We start from the raw sequence: 17,761 nt of genomic DNA, 5'->3' as shown, positions 1-17,761 counted from the left end.
TATGGGACAAAAAGTAAATCCGATTGGTTTAAGACTAGGAATTAATAGAAATTGGGAATCAAGATGGTTTCCTACAAAAGCTAATTTAGCAGAAAATATTGGTGAAGATTATAAAATCAGAACTTTCTTAAAAAGAAAACTTTATTATGCAGGAATTAGCCAAATTCTTGTAGAAAGAACAGCGAAAAAATTAAGAGTAACTGTTGTAGCTGCAAGACCAGGGATTATTATTGGTAAAAAAGGTAGTGATGTTGATATTTTAAGAAAAGAACTTCAAGATTTAATCAAAAAAGAAGTTAATATCAATATCAAAGAAGAAAGAAAAGCGGGTGCTTCAGCTCAGCTTGCAGCTGAAAGTGTTGCTACTCAACTTGAAAAAAGAATTGCTTTTAGAAGAGCAATGAAAAAAGTAATTCAAGGAGCGCAAAAAGCGGGTGCTAAAGGGATTAAAGTTTCAGTTTCAGGCCGTTTAGGTGGTGCTGAAATGGCAAGAACTGAATGGTATCTAGAAGGTCGTGTTCCACTTCACACTTTAAGAGCAAAAATCGATTATGGTTTTGCAGAAGCACATACTACTTATGGAAATATAGGTATTAAAGTGTGGATCTTCAAAGGTGAAGTTTTACAAAAGGGTGTTCAACCTGAAAAAACCGAAGAAAACGCTCCAGCTAAAAAAACTAGAAGAGCAAGAAGAGGTAAATAATCATGTTAATGCCAAAAAGAACAAAATATCGTAAAATGATGAAAGGGCGTAACAGAGGTTATGCCAACAGAGGGACTGAATTTACTTTTGGTGATTTTGCCCTAAAAGCAACTGAAGCTGGCCGTATCAATTCACGTCAAATCGAAGCAGCTCGTATTGCTTTAACTCGTTTTGTAAAAAGACAAGGTAAAACTTGGATTAGAGTTTTCCCAGATAAACCTCTAACTAAAAAACCTTTAGAAACTCGTATGGGTAAAGGTAAAGGTGCAGTTGAGGAATGGGTAATGAACATTAAACCAGGTCGTATCATTTATGAAATGGCAGGGGTTAATGAAGAAATGGCAAGACAAGCTTTAACTTTAGCGATGCATAAATTGCCATTTAAAACTAAGTTTGTTACAAGAGAGAGCCAAAATGAAATATACTGAGATTAAAGATAAAACAGCAGGTGAGCTTGCAACAATGCTAAAAGAAAAAAAGGTGCTTTTATTTACTTTAAGACAAAAGCTAAAAACAATGCAGCTAACTAATCCTAAAGAGATTAGCGAAGTTAAAAAAGACATCGCTAGAATCAATACTGCAATTAGCGCTTTAAAATAAGGATAGAAAATGGCATTTAAAAGAGAAATTCAAGGCGTTGTTGTTCAAATTGCTGGAGATAAAACAGCAACAATTTTGGTTGAAAGAAAAGTGGTTCACCCAAAATACAGAAAAATCGTAAAACGCTTTAAAAAATATTTAATTCATGATGAAAGAAATGAACTTAAAGTGGGAAATACTGTAGTTGCTATTGAATGTAGACCACTTTCTAAGAGAAAATCATTTCGCTTAAAAACTATAGTATCAGCAGGAGTTGAGTAATGATTCAAAGTTTTACTAGGCTTGCAGTTGCTGATAATAGCGGTGCAAAAGAATTAATGTGTATTAAGGTTTTAGGTGGTAGTAAAAGAAGATACGCTACCGTTGGTGATGTAATCGTTGCATCTGTAAAAAAAGCTCTACCAAATGGTAAAGTTAAAAAAGGTCAAGTAGTAAAAGCAGTTATCGTTAGAACTAAAAAAGAAATTCATAGAGATAATGGTTCTTTAATTCGTTTTGATGAAAATGCAGCAGTTATTCTTGATGCTAAAAGAGAGCCTATCGGAACGCGTATTTTTGGACCAGTAGGTCGTGAAGTAAGATATGGTGGCTTTATGAAAATTGTTTCACTAGCACCGGAGGTGTTGTAATGAAATTAAAAATTAAAAAGAATGATATGGTAAAAGTTATCGCAGGCGATGACAAAGGCAAAACAGGTAAAGTTTTAGCAGTATTCCCTAAAACAAATAAAGTAATTGTCGAGGGTTGTAAAATCGCTAAAAAAGCTGTTAAGCCAAGTGATAAAAATCCAAATGGCGGTTTTATCAACAAAGAAATGCCAATGGATATTTCAAATGTAGCAAAGGCAGGAGAATAAGATGATGAGATTGAAAGAAAAATATACTCAAAATATCAAACCTGCTTTAGTAAAAGAATTTGATATCAAAAATCCTATGCTTATTCCTTTTATTGAAAAAGTTGTAATCAGCGTAGGTGCTGGGGAATTAGCAAAAGATCAAAAAGTATTACAAAATGTTGCAGATACTATTTCATTGATCGCTGGACAAAAAGCAGTTATCACAAAAGCTAAAAAATCAGTTGCTGGTTTTAAAGTGAGAGAAGGCTTCCCAGTAGGTGTAATGGTAACATTAAGAAAAGACAATATGTATGCTTTCTTAGATAAGCTTATTACTATAGCTCTTCCTCGTGTTAAAGACTTTAGAGGTCTTCCAAGAGATGGTTTTGATGGAAGAGGAAACTATAACTTTGGTTTAGATGAGCAGTTAATGTTCCCAGAAGTTGAATATGATAAAATTTTAAGAACTCATGGTATGAACATTTCTATCGTTACAACAGCAAAATCAGATAAAGAGGCACAAAAATTATTAGAATTATTTGGCGTGCCATTTGCAAAAGGAAAGTAATATGGCTAAAAAATCAATGATTGCAAAAGCTGCCCGCAAACCTAAATTTAGCGTTAGAGGGTATACTAGATGCCAAATTTGTGGAAGACCACATTCAGTTTATAGAGATTTTGGAATTTGCAGAGTTTGCTTAAGAAAAATGGCAAATGAAGGTTTAATTCCTGGTCTTAAAAAAGCAAGTTGGTAAGAGGAAAGAACCATGATAAATGATTTAATTTCAGATTCACTAACAAGAATTAGAAATGCAGGGATGAGAAGATTAGAAACTACTCAACTTTTGCATTCTAAAGTTATCGAAGCTTTACTTGGAATTTTCCAAGCTAAAGGCTATATTGAAAGCTTTAATGTTATTGAAGAGGATAAAAAGAAATTCATCAATGTAGTTTTAAAATACGATGAAAAAGGCAAAAGCGTAATTAACGAAGTTAAGCGTATTTCTAAACCTGGTCGTCGTGTTTATAAAGGCAAAGATGAGATCAAAAGATTTAAAAACGGTTATGGTACTATCGTAGTAAGCACTTCAAAAGGTGTTTTAGCTAACGACGAAGCTTACAAAGCAGGCGTTGGCGGCGAAGTTTTATGTACTATTTGGTAAGAGTTTCTACTTTTTATGGTATTCGGTATCCATTCTTATAAAGTAGTCATATCGTAGACAAGTAAAAAGGAAAAATGAATGTCTCGTATAGGTAAACAACCAGTTGCTATTCCAAGTGGAGTAGAAGTAAAATTAGAAGGTAACTTGCTAAAATTCAAAAAAGGAAATTTAGCAAAAGAGCTTGATACAAAAGCAAATGTTAATGTTGAGATTAAAGAAGGACAAATTCTTTTCTCTCCTAAAGGTGAAGATAGACAAAGTAGAGCTTATTGGGGAACTTATAGAGCTTTAGCTCAAAACATCATCATCGGTTTAACTGATGGTTTTAGCAAAACTTTAGAAATCAACGGTGTTGGTTATAAAGCTGCGCTAAAAGGTAAAGTTCTTGAACTTGCTTTAGGTTTTTCTCATCCTATCAACTATGCTATTCCAGAAGGCATAGAAATTACTGTTGATAAAAACAATGTTATTATCAAAGGTAGTGATAAACAAGTGGTAGGTCAAGTTGCTGCTCAAATTCGTGAATTTAGACCACCTGAGCCTTACAAAGGAAAAGGTGTTAAATATTCAGATGAGCGTATTATCCGCAAAGCTGGTAAGACATCTAAGAAGTAAGGATAGAATATGAGAGCAAATGTATTAAAAAGAAAAATATCTTTAAGAATTAAAAGAAAAAAAAGAATTAGAGCAAAAATTTCAGGAACACAAGCTCTTCCAAGAGTTTCTGTTTTCAAATCAAACAGAACTTTATATATCCAAGCTATCGATGATGTTAAAGCAGTAACTTTAGCAGCAGTAGATGGAAGAAAAATTGGTGTTAAAGCAAATAAAGAAGGTGCTAAAAAAATAGCAGCTGAATTTGCAAAAGTTTTAAAAGCTAAAAACATAGAAGAAGCAGTGTTTGATAGAAATGGTTATTTATACCATGGTGTGATTGCAGCATTAGCTGAAGCACTAAGAGAAAACGGAATCAAACTATAACCCAAAAGGAAGATCGATGGAAAAATATAATAGAGAAGAATTTGAAGAAGTAATCGTCGATATCGGCAGGGTTACTAAGGTTGTTAAAGGTGGTAGAAGATTTAGATTTACTGCTTTAGTTATCGTTGGAAATAGAAAAGGTTTAGTTGGTGTGGGCTATGGAAAAGCTAAAGAAGTTCCAGATGCTATAAGAAAAGCAGTTGATGATGCTTTTAAAAACATTGTTGAAGTTAAAACAAAAGGTTCAACTATCCCTCATGATGTAGAAGTAAAATACAACGCAAGTAGAATTTTACTTAAACCAGCAAGCGAAGGTACAGGGGTTATTGCAGGTGGTTCAACACGTCCTATCGTGGAACTTGCAGGTATTAAAGACATTTTAACTAAGTCTTTAGGTTCAAATAATTCAGCAAATGTTGTGCGTGCTACTATTAAAGCACTTACAATGCTTAAAGGATAATCAATGAATTTAACAAAAGCACCAGGTTCAACACATAAAACCAAAAGAATAGGCCGTGGTCAAGGTAGTGGTATGGGTAAAACTTCTACTAAAGGTGGAAAAGGCCAAACCGCTAGAAAAGGTTATAATGAAAAAAGAGGTTTTGAAGGGGGTCAACAACCACTTCAAAGACGCTTACCAAAAGTAGGCTTTACTTCTAAATTTGAAAAACCTTATGTGATTAATGTTGAAAAAATCACAGCAATCAAAGAGCTTAGCGAAATTACATTTGAAACAATCAATAGCATTCATAAGCTTTCAAAAAATGTAAATAAAGTTAAGCTTATTGGGGCAAGCGCTAAAGATCTTGCTAGTAAAATTAAAGACGAGAAGATTACTTTTAGCGGACAAAAATAATGAATAAAACATTGACAAATAAAATTCTCATAACATTGGCTTTTTTATTCGCTTATAGAATATTAGCTTATGTTCCAGTTCCGGGGGTTAATGTCAGTGTTATCAAGGAATTTTTTGATTCTAATGCATCTAATGCATTAGGCTTGTTTAATATGTTTAGTGGGGGTGCTGCTGAAAGACTTAGCATCATCTCTCTAGGCATTATGCCTTATATTACTGCTTCGATTATTATGGAGCTTTTAGCGGCAACTTTTCCTAACATAGGAAAAATGAAAAAAGAACGTGATGGTATGCAAAAATATATGCAAATTATCCGTTATGCTACTATAGCTATCACTTTGATACAAAGTATAGGCGTTTCTATAGGCTTACAAAGTCTTCATGGAAAAGCAGGTCAATCAGCTATTATGATTGATATGAATACTTTTATCGCACTTTCTGCTGTTTCTATGCTTGCAGGTACCATGCTTTTGATGTGGATAGGTGAGCAAATCACTCAACGCGGTATAGGAAATGGTATTTCTTTAATCATCTTTGGTGGTATTGTTTCTACAATTCCAGGTGCAATTAGTGGAACAGTAAATTTGGTAAATACAGGTGAGATGAATTTCTTGACTATCATTGCCATTTTAGTTGTAATTTTACTTACTATTTGGGCTATTATAGTAGTAGAGCTTGGAGAAAGAAGAATTCCTATTTCTTACTCAAGAAAAGTAATCATGCAAAATCAAAACAAACGCATTATGAATTATATACCTATTAAGATCAACTTAAGCGGGGTAATTCCTCCTATTTTTGCAAGTGCGATTTTGATGTTTCCAAGTACTATTTTGCAAACAAGTACAAATGAATATGTGTTAAAAATTTATGACTTTTTAAATCCAAATGGATTTTTCTTTCATTTTTTAACATTCTTACTTGTTATTTTCTTTGCGTATTTTTATGCATCAATTGTATTTAATGCAAAAGATATAGCTGAAAATCTTAAAAGACAAGGCGGTTTTATACCAGGTATTAGACCAGGTGAAGGAACTGCAAATTATCTTAATGAAGTAGCGTCAAGACTTACCTTGTCAGGTTCTATTTATTTAGGGCTTGTAGCTACATTACCATGGCTTATTGTGAAGTTGTTTGGTGTGCCTTTTTATTTTGGTGGAACTTCTGTTTTGATCGTAGTTCAAGTAGCACTTGATACAATGAGAAAAATCGAAGCTCAAATTTATATGAATAAATACCAAACCTTAAGTGCAGTAGGCTTATAAGAAAGTAGATTTTCTACTTTCTTCTCTTTTAAGGATTTTGATGAGACTAGGCGTTTTTGATAGTGGTGTAGGTGGGCTTAGTGTTTTAAAATCTTTACTTCAAGCAAAACTTTTTAAAGAATATATTTATTACGGGGATACTGCAAGAGTACCTTATGGGGTTAAAGATAAAGAAACTATCATTAAATTTTCTCTAGAAGCTTTAGAATTTTTCAAAGAAAAAAAAGTAGATATGCTTATCATTGCGTGTAATACAGTTAGTGCGCATGCTTTAGAAATTCTAAAAGCAAATGCGCCATTTCCGGTTCTTGGAGTTATAGAAGCAGGAGTTTTAGCAGTTAAAAACTCTTTAGAAGATAAAAACTCTAATATATTAGTCATTGCAACTCAAGCTACCGTGGATTCTCACGCTTATAAGCAAGCTTTAATCAAAGAAGGTTTTTTAAAAGTAGAAGAAAAAGCAACTGGGCTTTTTGTACCTATGGTTGAAGAAGGGATTTTTCAAGGAGATTTTTTAAAAGCTGCTTTTGAGTATTATTTTAATAAGCTTAAATTTCATCCTAATGCCCTAATCTTAGCATGTACACATTTTCCTTTAATCGCCCATTCTTTGGAAGAGTATTTTGGCAAAAACACAAAACTTATTCATTCAGGTGAAGCTATAGCTTTGCAATTACAGCAAGAATTTAACTTAACATCAATCCAAGAAGAAGCTAATATCGAATTTTATGCTTCAAGTGATGTAGAAAAACTAAAAAAAATTGCAAATTTATGGCTTTAAATTAATAGCTATTTACTAAAGTATTTTTTATATTAATAATTTATTTTTATTTAAACATAGTTGCATTATAATCTTTATCATTTCTAATGAAAGGACTAACATGAAAAAAATGTTAATGTGTGCAGCTATGGCACTAAGTTTAGGAGCAGGAATTTTGGAAGCAAAACCAAAAGTTGCGATTTTAGCTACAGGCGGAACTATCGCTGGTTCGATTGATAGTTCAGTAGCTACTACAGGTTATACAGCTGGAGTTTTGGGGGTTGATACTTTGATTAAAGCAGTGCCTCAAATTCAAGATTTAGCAGTAATTAGCGGAGATCAAATTGCGAATATTGATAGTAAAGATATGACAAATGAAATTTGGCTAAAACTTGCTAAAGAAGTTAATAGGCTTTTAAAATCTGATGTAGATGGAGTTGTAATTACCCATGGGACTGATACTATGGAAGAAACTGCATATTTCCTAAATTTAACTGTAAAAAGCGACAAACCTGTTGTTTTGGTTGGTGCAATGCGCCCATCAACTGCAATTAGTGCAGATGGTCCTAAAAATCTTTACAACGCTGTAGCATTAGCAGCAAATCCACAAGCAAAAAATAAAGGCGTAATGGTAGCTATGAATGATAGAATTCAAAGTGCTAGAGGCGTTATGAAAACCCATAGTTTAAATGTAAATGCATTTAGCTCACCAGATATGGGTGATATGGGTTATATAGTAGATGGAAAAGCATTTTTCTATAATACTAATACAAAATTACACACCAAAAAATCTCCATTTGATGTTAGTAAGCTAAAAGAATTACCAAAAGTAGATATTCTTTATAGTTATGCAAATGATGGTAGCGGTGTTGCAGCAAAAGCTTTGTTTGAAGATGGAACTAAAGGCATAGTTGTAGCTGGAACAGGTGCTGGTAGCATTCATGATTATCAAAAAGATGTATTAAAAGAGTTGCTTAAAAAGGGTCTTAATGTAGCGGTAAGCTCACGCGTAGTAGCTGGTAGAGTTGCAGTAAGCGATGCTGATGCAAAACTTGGTTTCATTGATACAGGCGATATGAGTCCTCAAAAAGCTAGAGTATTATTAATGCTTGCTCTAACTAAAACAAGCGATCCTAAGAAAATTCAAGAATATTTCTTAAAATACTAAAATCTTAAACACCCAAATGCTACAATAACATTTGGGTGAGTTTTTCAATCAAAATCTTACCTAATTAATCACAAGGATATTAAATGAAACAATATGAAAGTTATAAATGCCAAAAATGTGGCAATGAAGTAGAAGTGCAAAATGTAGGCGGTGGAAAGCTTAGTTGCTGTGGTCAAGAAATGGAGTGTATTACTAAAGATCTAACAGCTGTAAATTTAATGAAAGCTTTCGCAGGCGAGTCTATGGCAAGAAATAAATATGATTTATTTGCAGATATTGCTCAAGAAGAAGGTTGGCATGCTATTGCAAAACATTTTAGAGAAGCTGCAGAAAATGAAAAATGGCACGCAAGAGCTGAATTTAAAGCTTATCATGAATTAGTAGATGGTAAAGCTTTAGAAGAAACTGCTAAAAATTTAATTTGTGCAGCAGAAGGCGAAAACTATGAGCATACCACTATGTATCCAAATTTTGCAAAAATTGCAGAAGATGAGGGCAAAAGAAATATAGCAAGATTATTTACAGCTATAGGTAAAGTAGAAATTGAACATGAAAGAGAATATCTAGCGCTTAAAAAAATGCTTGAAGAAGAAGATTTCTTTAATTCAGAAGTAGAAGAATTATGGGTTTGTGAAGTTTGTGGGCATATACACCGTGGTAAAAAAGCACCAAATGCCTGTCCTTTATGTAAAGCTCCAAAAGAATACTTCAAACGCGAATTTTTAGGATAATTTTAAAAACCTTGATAAAAATGATAAAATATTTTATTTTTATCAAGGTCTAATATGCAAATTCTAACTCATCCTTTTGAACCTTTTTTTGATGAAAACTCAAAAGTTTTGATACTAGGTTCTTTTCCATCTATCAAATCAAGAGAAGAAAATTTTTATTATCAACATAGTAAAAATCGTTTTTGGCGTATTTTTGAAATATTATTTGAGTGTGAGTTAAAAACAGTGCAAGATCAAAAAGTTTTTTTAAAAGCAAATCATATAGCACTTTGGGATGTTATAGCAAGTTGTAAGATAAAAAATTCAGATGATAAAACTATTTCTTATGCTAAAGCAAATGATATAAATATTATTTTAGATAAGGCAAATATAGAAAAAATTTGTGTTTTAGGTAAAGTTGCAAGTAAATATTTTACTAAATTTTATCCTGAGCAAGAATTTTTTGAACTTCCTTCAAGCTCTCCTGCTAATATGAATTATTCTTTAGAAAATTTAGTAGAAAAATATAGCATTATAAAGGAAAAATAATGGCTTTAGTTGGAGTAGATGAGGCTGGGCGTGGGGCTTTGGCTGGAGATATACATATAGGAGCTTGTAAGCTTTTTAAAGAAATTGATGGTTTGACTGATTCTAAAAAATTAAGTGCAAAAAAAAGAGAAGAATTATATGAGCAAATTCTTCATCATTCAAAATTTTTAATCCTTGCTTTTTCACCTTTGCAAATTGATACTTTAGGGCTTAGTCAGTGTTTGCAACTAGCTTTAAAAATCATCAAAAAACATTTTAACCAAGATGAGATTTTATATGATGGAAATTTAAATTACGGAGTTTTAGGCATAAAAACCATGATTAAAGCCGATATGAAAGTGCAAGAGGTTTCAGCAGCTAGCATATTAGCCAAGGTAAGTCGTGATCAAAAAATGTGTTATTTTTCTAAAATATATAATAATTATGATTTTGATAAACACAAAGGTTATGGTACAAAAGCTCATATAGAAAAGATTAAAGTACTTGGTTATTCTCCCTTGCACCGCAAAAGCTTTATGTTAAAGTGTTTTGAGAAAAGCTTATTTGATTAAATTGTGTGATTTTTACACTTTTGTATTTTGAATTTTACTTTCTTTTAAAAATAATAGAATGTTTTAATATTTGAAATATTATTATTAAGATAAAAAAATATAGTCAAAAAATATTTTTTTAATAATTATTTATTAAAAATAATAATATTAGTCAAAATTGCTATATGTTTTAAGAAAAATTAATTTTTTTCTATTATAGTAATATAAAAATATTTCAAGGGGTATTATGTCTTTACTTTTAAGTGAGCTAAAGATTGGAAATTTTTATGTAAAAAATCGCATTGTAATGCCCCCTATGGATATGTATGAAACGCAAGTTTTAGAGGGTAAGATTAATCAATTTCACTTGATACATTATGGAGCTAGAGCTTTGGGTGGTGTTGGGCTTATCATAGTTCAAGCTTGTGTGATTAATGAAAATGCAAAAATTGCTGATAATGATATAGGTCTTTGGGGAGATTTTCAAATTCAAGGACATAAAGAGCTTGTTGAGCTTTGCCATCATTTTGGTGCTAAAATTGCCATTCAGTTAAATCACAGTGGCCGTAAAAACTCGTGTAAAGAAGCCATATCAAAAGCTCCAAGCAATATAGCTTTTAGTGAAAAATTTTCCAAACTTCATGTTTTAAGCAAAGATGAAATTTTACAAATAGAGCAAGAATTTATTCAAAGTGCTAAAAGAGCCAAAGAAGCAGGTTATGACGCAGTAGAGCTTCATAGTGCTCATGGGTATTTGCTTAGTTCGTTTTTGTCGCCTTTATCAAATCAAAGAGATGATGAATATGGTGGTAGTTTTGAAAATAGAATTCGTCTTTTGTGTGATATTATTAAGCGTATAAAAAATGAAGTTGATATTACTTTGTTTGTAAGAATTTCAGCTACAGAGTGGCAAGAAGGTGGTTGGAATTTAGAAGATAGCAAAAAACTCGCCTTGATTTTAGAAAAATTAGGCATTGATATGCTAGATGTTTCAGCAGGAGGAAACATCAACAAACCTTCTTTGGTGCCCAACATAGCACCACTTTATCAAGCTCCTTATGCTAAGGCCTTAAAAGAAATTGTTAAAATTCCTATATCTTGTGTAGGGCTTATAAATAGTGCTAGCGAAGGTGAGGCTTTGCTTTTGGGTGAGGTGTGTGATTTGGTTTGTTATGGTAGAAAATTACTAAGAAATCCAAATTTTGCAAATGAAGCCGCAGTTGCTTTAAATGAAAGAGAAAAAATTATGCCAAATTATACTAGAGCGTATTTGTAAAATAATACAAAAAGTTTTTTAGGTAAAAGCTTTTTTTATTATTTTTTACAAGGAGAAAATGTGGACAATCTTAAGTGGAATTCTTTTGATACGCGTTGGATGCTTTCTCTTTTTGGGACTGCAGTTGGTGCGGGGATTTTATTTTTACCTATTAAGGCAGGTGTTGGTGGCTTTTGGCCGGTTGTTGTAATGGCTTTGATTATTTTTCCAATGGTATATTTAAGCCATAGAGCTTTAAGTCGTTTTGTGTGCCAAGCAAATGGTAATGATAAAGACATTACTCATGCGGCTGAAGAGTATTTTGGTAGAAAAGTAAGTATTTTTATTTCTGTGCTTTATTTCTTTGCAATTTTCCCAATTTGTTTAGCATATTGTGTAGGTATAACTAATACTTTTGAGAGTTTTATTTATAATCAATTCTTGCCACTTTTAGATCCAAATGGTTCTTTTGCAAGTGCAATTAGTGCTATGTATCAAACAAGTGTTAATGAGCAAGGAAAAACTATAGCTAATTTGCTTCCTTTTTATAGAGCAGTTTTTGCTTTTGTTTTGGTAAGTATTTTTATGCTTATTATGCTTTTTAGTGAAGAATTAATCACTAAAGTATGTGAATGGCTTGTGTATCCTTTATGTGCTATTTTATTTTTATTTTCTTTATATCTTATCCCGCAATGGTCATTTGAAAGTTTTAGTGCTATTCCTGGAACAAAAGAATTTATTACTATAGTATGGCTAACTTTACCAGTATTAGTGTTTTCTTTTAATCACTCACCAGCAATTTCTACTTTTTCTTTAAGTGTAAAAAGACAATATCCTGAAAATTCAGTACAAAAAGCAAACCAAGTGTTGTTTAGAACTTCTGTAATGCTACTTGCCTTTGTTATGTTTTTTGTGGTATCTTGCGTGCTTTCTTTAACTCCTGCAGAACTTGCTGAAGCTAGAGCGCAAAACATACCTGTTCTTTCTTATTTTGCTAACAAACTTGACAATCCATTTATTTCTTATGGTGGTCCATTAATTGCGTTTTTAGCAATTTCTAGTTCATTCTTTGGCCATTATTTTGGTGCTAGAGAGGGTGCTTATGGTATAGTTAGAAAATGCTGCAAATTAGCAGGCAATGAAAATCCTGATTTAAAAAAAATCGCAGTTTATTCAACTTTAGTAATGTATATTATTATGTTGATTACTGCTTATGTAAATCCAAGTATTTTAGGCTTTATTGAAAGCTTAGGTGGACCGATTATCGCAGCGATTTTATTCTTAATGCCTATGATTGCAATTTATACTGTTTCTAAAATGAAAAAATTCCAAAACAAAGCTTTAGATGCATTTGTGTTTATCACAGGTATTTTGACAATCATCACTGTAATTTATACTTTTTAAGGTGCTAGTGAATGAGTAGTAATTTAAGTATATTTAAAGTTGGTGTTGGTCCTTCTTCTTCTCATACTTTAGGACCAATGCTAGCGGGTAATATGTTTTGTGAAAAAATCAAAGATAAAATCACGCAAATTACAAAAATTCAAATCAAACTTTATGGCTCTTTATCGCTTACTGGTAAAGGCCATTTAAGTGATAAGGCTATTATATGGGGTTTGAGTGGATTAAAGGCAAAAGAGCTTAACGCTGCTTTGCAAGATCGCGTGTTTAATAAAATTTTACAAGATAAAATTTTGGTTTTAAATGCTCAAAAAGAGTTAAGTTTTGATTATGATAAAGATTTGATTTTTGAAAAAGACTTTTTGCCTTTGCATGAAAACGGATTAAAGGTAAGTGCTTATGATGAAAATGGAGAAATCATTGCTGAAGAAATTTATTATTCAGTAGGCGGTGGTTTTGTTATGAGTGAAGCTGAGCTTCAAAAACACAAAGATGGAGCTTGTGAGCAAAAACATACTAAATTAGAACTTGATATTAACAATGCAAGCGATGCTTTAAAAATTTGTGAAGAAAAATCATGGGATCTAGCAAAACTTTCTTATGAATATGAGCTTCAATTTCACACCAAAGAAGAAATTGGAGCTTATTGTTTAGAAATTTGGGAAGTAATGCAAGAGGTTTATTATAATGGTATTCATCCAAGTTCAGATTTCCTTCCAGGAAATTTACATTTAAAACGCCGTGCTAAAGGGCTTAATGAGCGTTTGGCTATGACAAGTGATCCTTTAGGAATTATTGATTTTATTTCTTTATATGCTATTGCTATTGCAGAGGAAAATGCAAGTGGAGCTAGAGTAGTAACTGCACCAACTAATGGAGCATGTGCTGTTGTGCCTGCTGTAATGCTTTATCTTAAAAACCATACGGTTGGTTTTAATGATGAAAAGGCTATTAATTTTTTACTAACTGCTATGCTAATAGGCTCTTTTTATAAGAAAAATGCAAGTATAAGTGGTGCTGAAGCTGGTTGTCAAGCTGAAATTGGTAGTGCGAGTTCTATGGCAGCAGGAGCTATGGCTACTGTGATGGGTTTTGATGCAAAGATAGCTTGTAACGCTGCTGAAATTGCAATGGAGCATCATTTAGGTTTAACTTGTGATCCAGTAAGTGGTTTGGTGCAAATTCCTTGTATAGAAAGAAATGCCTTTGGAGCAATCAAAGCTATTTCGGCTGCTAGAATGGCAATGAGTAGAAAATCAACTCCAAAAGTAAGTCTTGATGAGGTCATAAAAACTATGTATGAAACCGGCAAGGATATGAACTCAAAATACAAAGAAACTTCTTTAGGTGGCTTAGCTACTAATCTTACAAGTGTATGTTAAAACCTTAAGTTTTAGAACTTAAGGTTTTTCCTTAAAGCTTTTAAAAGCGCATAAATGCTAAATTTTTAAAAATTTTAAGGAAAACATAAATGATAGAAATCAAAAAACCAGCAGAAATAGAAAAATTACGCAAAGCAAATGAACTTGTAGCTAGAACGCTTGATTATCTAGAAAGTATCATAGTTCCAGGTATGAGTTTAAAAGAAATTGACATTAAAGCAGAAGAGTTTATACTTGATCATGGTGCAAAACCATCTTTTAAAGGTTTGTATGGTTTTCCAGGTAGTATTTGTATCTCGCTTAATCAAGCTTGTATTCATGGTGTAGGTGATGAGCGTATTTTAAAAGAAGGCGATATTTTAGGGCTTGATGTGGGTACTTGTATAGATGGATATTATGGAGATGCAGCAAGGACTATACCTATAGGTAAAATTTCAGCTACTGATGAAGCTTTGATTGCTTGTGCTAAAGATGCTTTGTATTATGCTATAGATATTATCAAAGAGGGTATGCGTTTTAAAGAGCTTTCTTATGAGCTTGGTGAGTTTATTACTAAAAGAGGTTTTGTGCCTTTGAAAGGTTATTGTGGTCATGGTATAGGTAAAAAGCCACACGGTGAGCCTGAAATTCCAAATTATTTAGAACCAGGAGCTAGCGCAAAAAGTGGACCTAAAATCAAAAATGGCATGGTATTTTGCATAGAACCTATGGTATGTCAAAAAGATGGCACGCCGGTACATTTAAAAGGCAATTGGGAAGCAGGGAGCAAAGATGGTTTAAATGCTGCTCATTATGAGCATTGTGTTGCTATTATAAATGGTAAGGCAGATATTTTATCTAAGTAAGAAAGTTTAATCTTTCTTACTCGAATGTTTTTAGTTTTTCTGAAAGTTTAGAAGCATTTTCTAAAACATCTTGTGAAATTTGTGTTAAATCAAGGGAGTAATTTTTAACACAATTTGCAAGTTCGGTTACTTTTTCTATATTTTGTTCTAGCTCATTCATTTTAGCTTTTGATTCATCGCTTTTTTCTTCCATGATTTTCGTAGAATGAATACTTGTTTTTAATTTTTCTATAGAAGTTCCAACTTCACCTTGTAAGATATTAGCTTTGTTAGAAGTGTCATTCATGGATTGATGAATTCCATCCATTAAGCTTTTATTATCATTGATTTGTTGTACTATAGTTCTTACGGTGGTTTCTATAGCGACTAAAGACTTTGTGGTTTTATCAGCTAGATTTCTAACTTCATCAGCAACCACAGCAAAGCCACGTCCATGCTCACCTGCACGCGCAGCTTCAATGGCTGCATTTAAAGCTAGTAAGTTAGTTTGATCGGCTATATCTTTTATGGTTGTAGTAACTTCTACTATGCTATCAGCGCTTTGCACTAGCATATCCATAGCACTTAAAACACTTTGTTCTTTTTCGCCACTTAGTAATATAAGTTCTACTAATTCTTTAAGTGTTGTTTCAACCTCTCCCATCACTTCTTGCATATCATGCATATCATTTATGGTGTTTTTGGCTAGATTTTGAGTTAAGTCTATATGGCTTTCTAAGATAGAACTTATTTCATGGACATTAGAAATTTGCTCATGCTGTAAAAGTGAGCTTTGCTGTAAAACTTCAGCATTTTGAGAGAGCTTTTGTGAGCTTTTATGGCTTGAATTTGCAGTTTGTATAGCTTCTAAAACTGAATTTTGCACTATTTGTATAAAAGAGTTTATATAGCCAGCACTTGTAGCTAATTCACTTTTTTTGTCAATATCTAATCTTGCGCTTAAATTTGCATGCTCACCAGCTAAGTTTGCACTTAGTTTTTCAAGTAAAGATATAGGTATGATTACTTTCTTTAGTGTTAAAAGTATGAAAAAAATCAACACAGCTAAGGTAAATAAGAAAATTCCTATAGCGGTGTAAAGATTATATTTGTTATTAAGGTTGATTTCTTGTGCAATTAAATTTTTATGAGTAATGATTTCTTTTTGTAATTCTTGATCAAGAAAACTTTGAGAATTATCTTTTAAAATTTTAATCTGACTGAGTATCATTTTACAATGTGTGCTAAAAAGTTCAAATAATTCTTGTGGCAATTGAGAGTCTTTTGCATTCAAATTTGCGACAAGATTTTGTAGTCTATTTTGTGCTAAAGGTTCTAATATATCCATAGTTCCTATAATACTTAATATATCTCCTATATAATCTATTTGTTTAGCTTCTTGGATAGTGAGTGCTATTTGGTTTGTTTGTTTGATGATTTCTTGTTGAATTTCATAAAGATAAAGTTTTGAATTTATAGCAATAGAATTAGCTGATTTAAAATGCTGTAATTGAGCATTTTTTTTCTCAAAAATGGCTTGTATTTTTTTAGTGTCTATTTTATTAGCTTTTAAAATTGCTAAAGTGTTTTCAAAATCTTGTACCAAAGCAACACTAGTATCGTAATTTTGCAAATTGAGTTTGTTTTTAAAAATCTCATCTATTTTGGTATCTAAAATTTCTAATTTTTGAAAAGAACCCATGATGAGTGAATTTCTTTTTGTAGTGTTGTAGGTATTAAAAATAAACAAAGTCAAAGTTAAAAGCAATACCAAAACTACTAAAGATAAAGTGATAAATTGTTTTAAAAAAGAAAAAGATTTTTTATTTGAGTGGGTCATGGTATTCTCCTGTTAAAGAATTTAAAAAAGCAACTATGTCATCGACTACATCTTGCTCTAAAAATTTACCAAGTTGATAATAAGCCATAAATTGCACACAAGCATCAAGGGTTGGCATAGAGCCATCGTGAAAATAAGGAGCAGTTTTAGCTATATTTCTAAGGCTTGGTACTTTTACTACAAATTGATCATGAGGATCTTGAGTAATCTCATAGCGTCCTTTCCAGTTTGTTCCATTATCATAAGGCACAAATACCCCCATTTTTTGATACATATTACCACCTATATTTTGTCCTTGATGACACGCTATACAACCATTTGATAAAAAAGCATTATAACCTCTTTTTGCTTGTTCGCTTATTGCATTTTTATCACCCTTTAAATAGCGATCGAAAGGCGAATTTGGAGTGAGTAAGGTTTTTTGAAACTCAGCTAAAGCATGTGCTATATTATCAAAGGTTATTTCTCCATAAAGTTTTTTAAATTCTTTTTCATAAACTGCGTTAGCTTTTACTATTTGTATCACTTCATTTGCGTCTTTTAATCCCATTTCTTTAGGGTTTAACAAAGGATGTTTGGCTTGATCTTGCAAATCTTTTGCATTGCCTCTCCAAAATTGTGCTAGATTAAAAACAGCATTAAAATTTGTAGGGGTATGGAATGGTTCATCTACTATACCATTAATACCTGTTGAAAAGGTTTTATTATCAACTCCAAAATTTGTAATATCATGACAGCTATTGCAAGATACTTTTTTATCTTTTGATAAACTTGTATCCATATAGAGTTTTTTCCCTAAAATAGCTTTTTCTTTATCATAAGGTATGCTTTCTGGTATAGGTGTGATCATTTCAAGCGCTAAAAGCGGTAGTAAAGAAAATATTAAAACAATAAAAATTTTCATAATCGTTTTCCTTTATTTTTATAAATTTTTAATTAATA

General features: G+C 32.0%; 25 protein-coding genes. 23 read left to right on the top strand and 2 right to left on the bottom strand.

Features of this window, described 5'->3' with window-relative positions; translation table 11 throughout:
* The first annotated feature begins 1 nt into the window (after position 1).
* From rpsC to map, 23 genes are all read left to right on the top strand, one after another.
* Entirely contained in the window at positions 2–703 is a 702-nt protein-coding gene (gene rpsC / locus L8W55_RS01180) for a 30S ribosomal protein S3 (RefSeq protein ID WP_039617145.1), read from the top strand.
* A gap of 2 nt (positions 704–705) precedes the next feature.
* Positions 706–1,131, top strand: coding sequence for a 50S ribosomal protein L16 (gene rplP, locus L8W55_RS01175; protein ID WP_012660818.1), 426 nt, complete (start codon positions 706–708; stop codon positions 1,129–1,131).
* Positions 1,118–1,303, top strand: coding sequence for a 50S ribosomal protein L29 (gene rpmC, locus L8W55_RS01170; RefSeq protein ID WP_012660819.1), 186 nt, complete (start codon positions 1,118–1,120; stop codon positions 1,301–1,303). Before rplP ends, rpmC begins: the two co-directional genes overlap by 14 nt.
* A 9-nt stretch (positions 1,304–1,312) precedes the next feature.
* Positions 1,313–1,564, top strand: a complete 252-nt coding sequence (rpsQ, locus tag L8W55_RS01165) for a 30S ribosomal protein S17 (RefSeq protein WP_039617148.1) — start codon at positions 1,313–1,315, stop codon at positions 1,562–1,564.
* Positions 1,564–1,932: a 50S ribosomal protein L14 gene (rplN, locus tag L8W55_RS01160; RefSeq protein WP_012660821.1), complete on the top strand. Its 369-nt coding sequence runs from the start codon at positions 1,564–1,566 to the stop codon at positions 1,930–1,932. The genes rpsQ and rplN overlap by 1 nt, the downstream gene beginning before the upstream one ends.
* Positions 1,932–2,159, top strand: a complete 228-nt coding sequence (rplX, locus tag L8W55_RS01155) for a 50S ribosomal protein L24 (protein ID WP_012660822.1) — start codon at positions 1,932–1,934, stop codon at positions 2,157–2,159. Before rplN ends, rplX begins: the two co-directional genes overlap by 1 nt.
* A gap of 1 nt (position 2,160) precedes the next feature.
* Positions 2,161–2,706 (top strand): 50S ribosomal protein L5, encoded by a 546-nt coding sequence (rplE, locus tag L8W55_RS01150; protein WP_012660823.1) that lies wholly within the window; start codon positions 2,161–2,163, stop codon positions 2,704–2,706.
* Position 2,707: 1 nt separating this feature from the next.
* Positions 2,708–2,893, top strand: a complete 186-nt coding sequence (locus tag L8W55_RS01145) for a type Z 30S ribosomal protein S14 (protein ID WP_012660824.1) — start codon at positions 2,708–2,710, stop codon at positions 2,891–2,893.
* A gap of 12 nt (positions 2,894–2,905) precedes the next feature.
* Complete coding sequence (rpsH, locus tag L8W55_RS01140; RefSeq protein ID WP_039617152.1) at positions 2,906–3,301, top strand: 30S ribosomal protein S8; 396 nt, start codon at positions 2,906–2,908, stop codon at positions 3,299–3,301.
* A 78-nt stretch (positions 3,302–3,379) separates the two neighbouring features.
* Positions 3,380–3,916, top strand: a complete 537-nt coding sequence (rplF, locus tag L8W55_RS01135) for a 50S ribosomal protein L6 (protein WP_039617154.1) — start codon at positions 3,380–3,382, stop codon at positions 3,914–3,916.
* A 9-nt stretch (positions 3,917–3,925) separates the two neighbouring features.
* Entirely contained in the window at positions 3,926–4,282 is a 357-nt protein-coding gene (rplR, locus tag L8W55_RS01130) for a 50S ribosomal protein L18 (protein WP_039617157.1), read from the top strand.
* A 16-nt stretch (positions 4,283–4,298) separates the two neighbouring features.
* The gene (rpsE, locus tag L8W55_RS01125) at positions 4,299–4,742 is read left to right on the top strand and encodes a 30S ribosomal protein S5 (protein ID WP_039617161.1); all 444 of its coding nucleotides are present in this window, start codon (positions 4,299–4,301) and stop codon (positions 4,740–4,742) included.
* A 3-nt stretch (positions 4,743–4,745) separates the two neighbouring features.
* Positions 4,746–5,138 carry a 50S ribosomal protein L15 gene (rplO, locus tag L8W55_RS01120; RefSeq protein ID WP_039617163.1) on the top strand — a complete coding sequence of 131 codons (393 nt, stop codon included), beginning with the start codon at positions 4,746–4,748 and terminating at the stop codon, positions 5,136–5,138.
* Positions 5,138–6,400: a preprotein translocase subunit SecY gene (gene secY / locus L8W55_RS01115; protein ID WP_047207857.1), complete on the top strand. Its 1,263-nt coding sequence runs from the start codon at positions 5,138–5,140 to the stop codon at positions 6,398–6,400. Before rplO ends, secY begins: the two co-directional genes overlap by 1 nt.
* Positions 6,401–6,440: 40 nt before the next feature.
* Positions 6,441–7,181, top strand: coding sequence for a glutamate racemase (gene murI, locus L8W55_RS01110; RefSeq protein ID WP_263663720.1), 741 nt, complete (start codon positions 6,441–6,443; stop codon positions 7,179–7,181).
* 115 nt (positions 7,182–7,296) lie between these two features.
* Positions 7,297–8,328 (top strand): type II asparaginase, encoded by a 1,032-nt coding sequence (locus L8W55_RS01105; RefSeq protein WP_263676996.1) that lies wholly within the window; start codon positions 7,297–7,299, stop codon positions 8,326–8,328.
* Between the two features lie 83 nt (positions 8,329–8,411).
* The gene (locus tag L8W55_RS01100; protein ID WP_012660833.1) at positions 8,412–9,059 is read left to right on the top strand and encodes a ferritin family protein; all 648 of its coding nucleotides are present in this window, start codon (positions 8,412–8,414) and stop codon (positions 9,057–9,059) included.
* Between the two features lie 54 nt (positions 9,060–9,113).
* On the top strand, positions 9,114–9,587 hold the full coding sequence (locus tag L8W55_RS01095) for a DNA-deoxyinosine glycosylase (RefSeq protein WP_263676934.1): 474 nt from the start codon (positions 9,114–9,116) through the stop codon (positions 9,585–9,587).
* Positions 9,587–10,138, top strand: a complete 552-nt coding sequence (locus L8W55_RS01090) for a ribonuclease HII (RefSeq protein ID WP_263676933.1) — start codon at positions 9,587–9,589, stop codon at positions 10,136–10,138. Before L8W55_RS01095 ends, L8W55_RS01090 begins: the two co-directional genes overlap by 1 nt.
* Positions 10,139–10,364: 226 nt before the next feature.
* Positions 10,365–11,393: a tRNA-dihydrouridine synthase gene (locus L8W55_RS01085; RefSeq protein ID WP_263676932.1), complete on the top strand. Its 1,029-nt coding sequence runs from the start codon at positions 10,365–10,367 to the stop codon at positions 11,391–11,393.
* 99 nt (positions 11,394–11,492) lie between these two features.
* A complete protein-coding gene (locus L8W55_RS01080) occupies positions 11,493–12,776 on the top strand; it encodes an aromatic amino acid transport family protein (RefSeq protein ID WP_412175259.1) in 1,284 nt (427 codons plus the stop codon).
* Between the two features lie 11 nt (positions 12,777–12,787).
* Complete coding sequence (locus L8W55_RS01075) at positions 12,788–14,155, top strand: L-serine ammonia-lyase (RefSeq protein WP_263676930.1); 1,368 nt, start codon at positions 12,788–12,790, stop codon at positions 14,153–14,155.
* Between the two features lie 89 nt (positions 14,156–14,244).
* The gene (map, locus tag L8W55_RS01070) at positions 14,245–15,000 is read left to right on the top strand and encodes a type I methionyl aminopeptidase (protein ID WP_263676928.1); all 756 of its coding nucleotides are present in this window, start codon (positions 14,245–14,247) and stop codon (positions 14,998–15,000) included.
* Positions 15,001–15,016: 16 nt separating this feature from the next.
* On the opposite strand, the gene L8W55_RS01065 is transcribed toward map, so the two are convergent.
* Positions 15,017–16,819, bottom strand: a complete 1,803-nt coding sequence (locus L8W55_RS01065; RefSeq protein ID WP_263676926.1) for a methyl-accepting chemotaxis protein — start codon at positions 16,817–16,819, stop codon at positions 15,017–15,019.
* Positions 16,803–17,726 (bottom strand): cytochrome-c peroxidase, encoded by a 924-nt coding sequence (locus L8W55_RS01060; protein ID WP_263676995.1) that lies wholly within the window; start codon positions 17,724–17,726, stop codon positions 16,803–16,805. Before L8W55_RS01060 ends, L8W55_RS01065 begins: the two co-directional genes overlap by 17 nt.
* Between the last annotated feature and the right edge of the window lie 35 nt (positions 17,727–17,761).

It is taken from the genome of Campylobacter sp. FU_520 (assembly GCF_025772385.1).
GTDB classification, from domain to species: Bacteria; Campylobacterota; Campylobacteria; order Campylobacterales; family Campylobacteraceae; genus Campylobacter_D; species Campylobacter_D lari_C.
The sequence above is the reverse complement of the archived record's forward strand: the minus strand, read 5'-3'. Positions and strand labels throughout refer to the sequence as shown.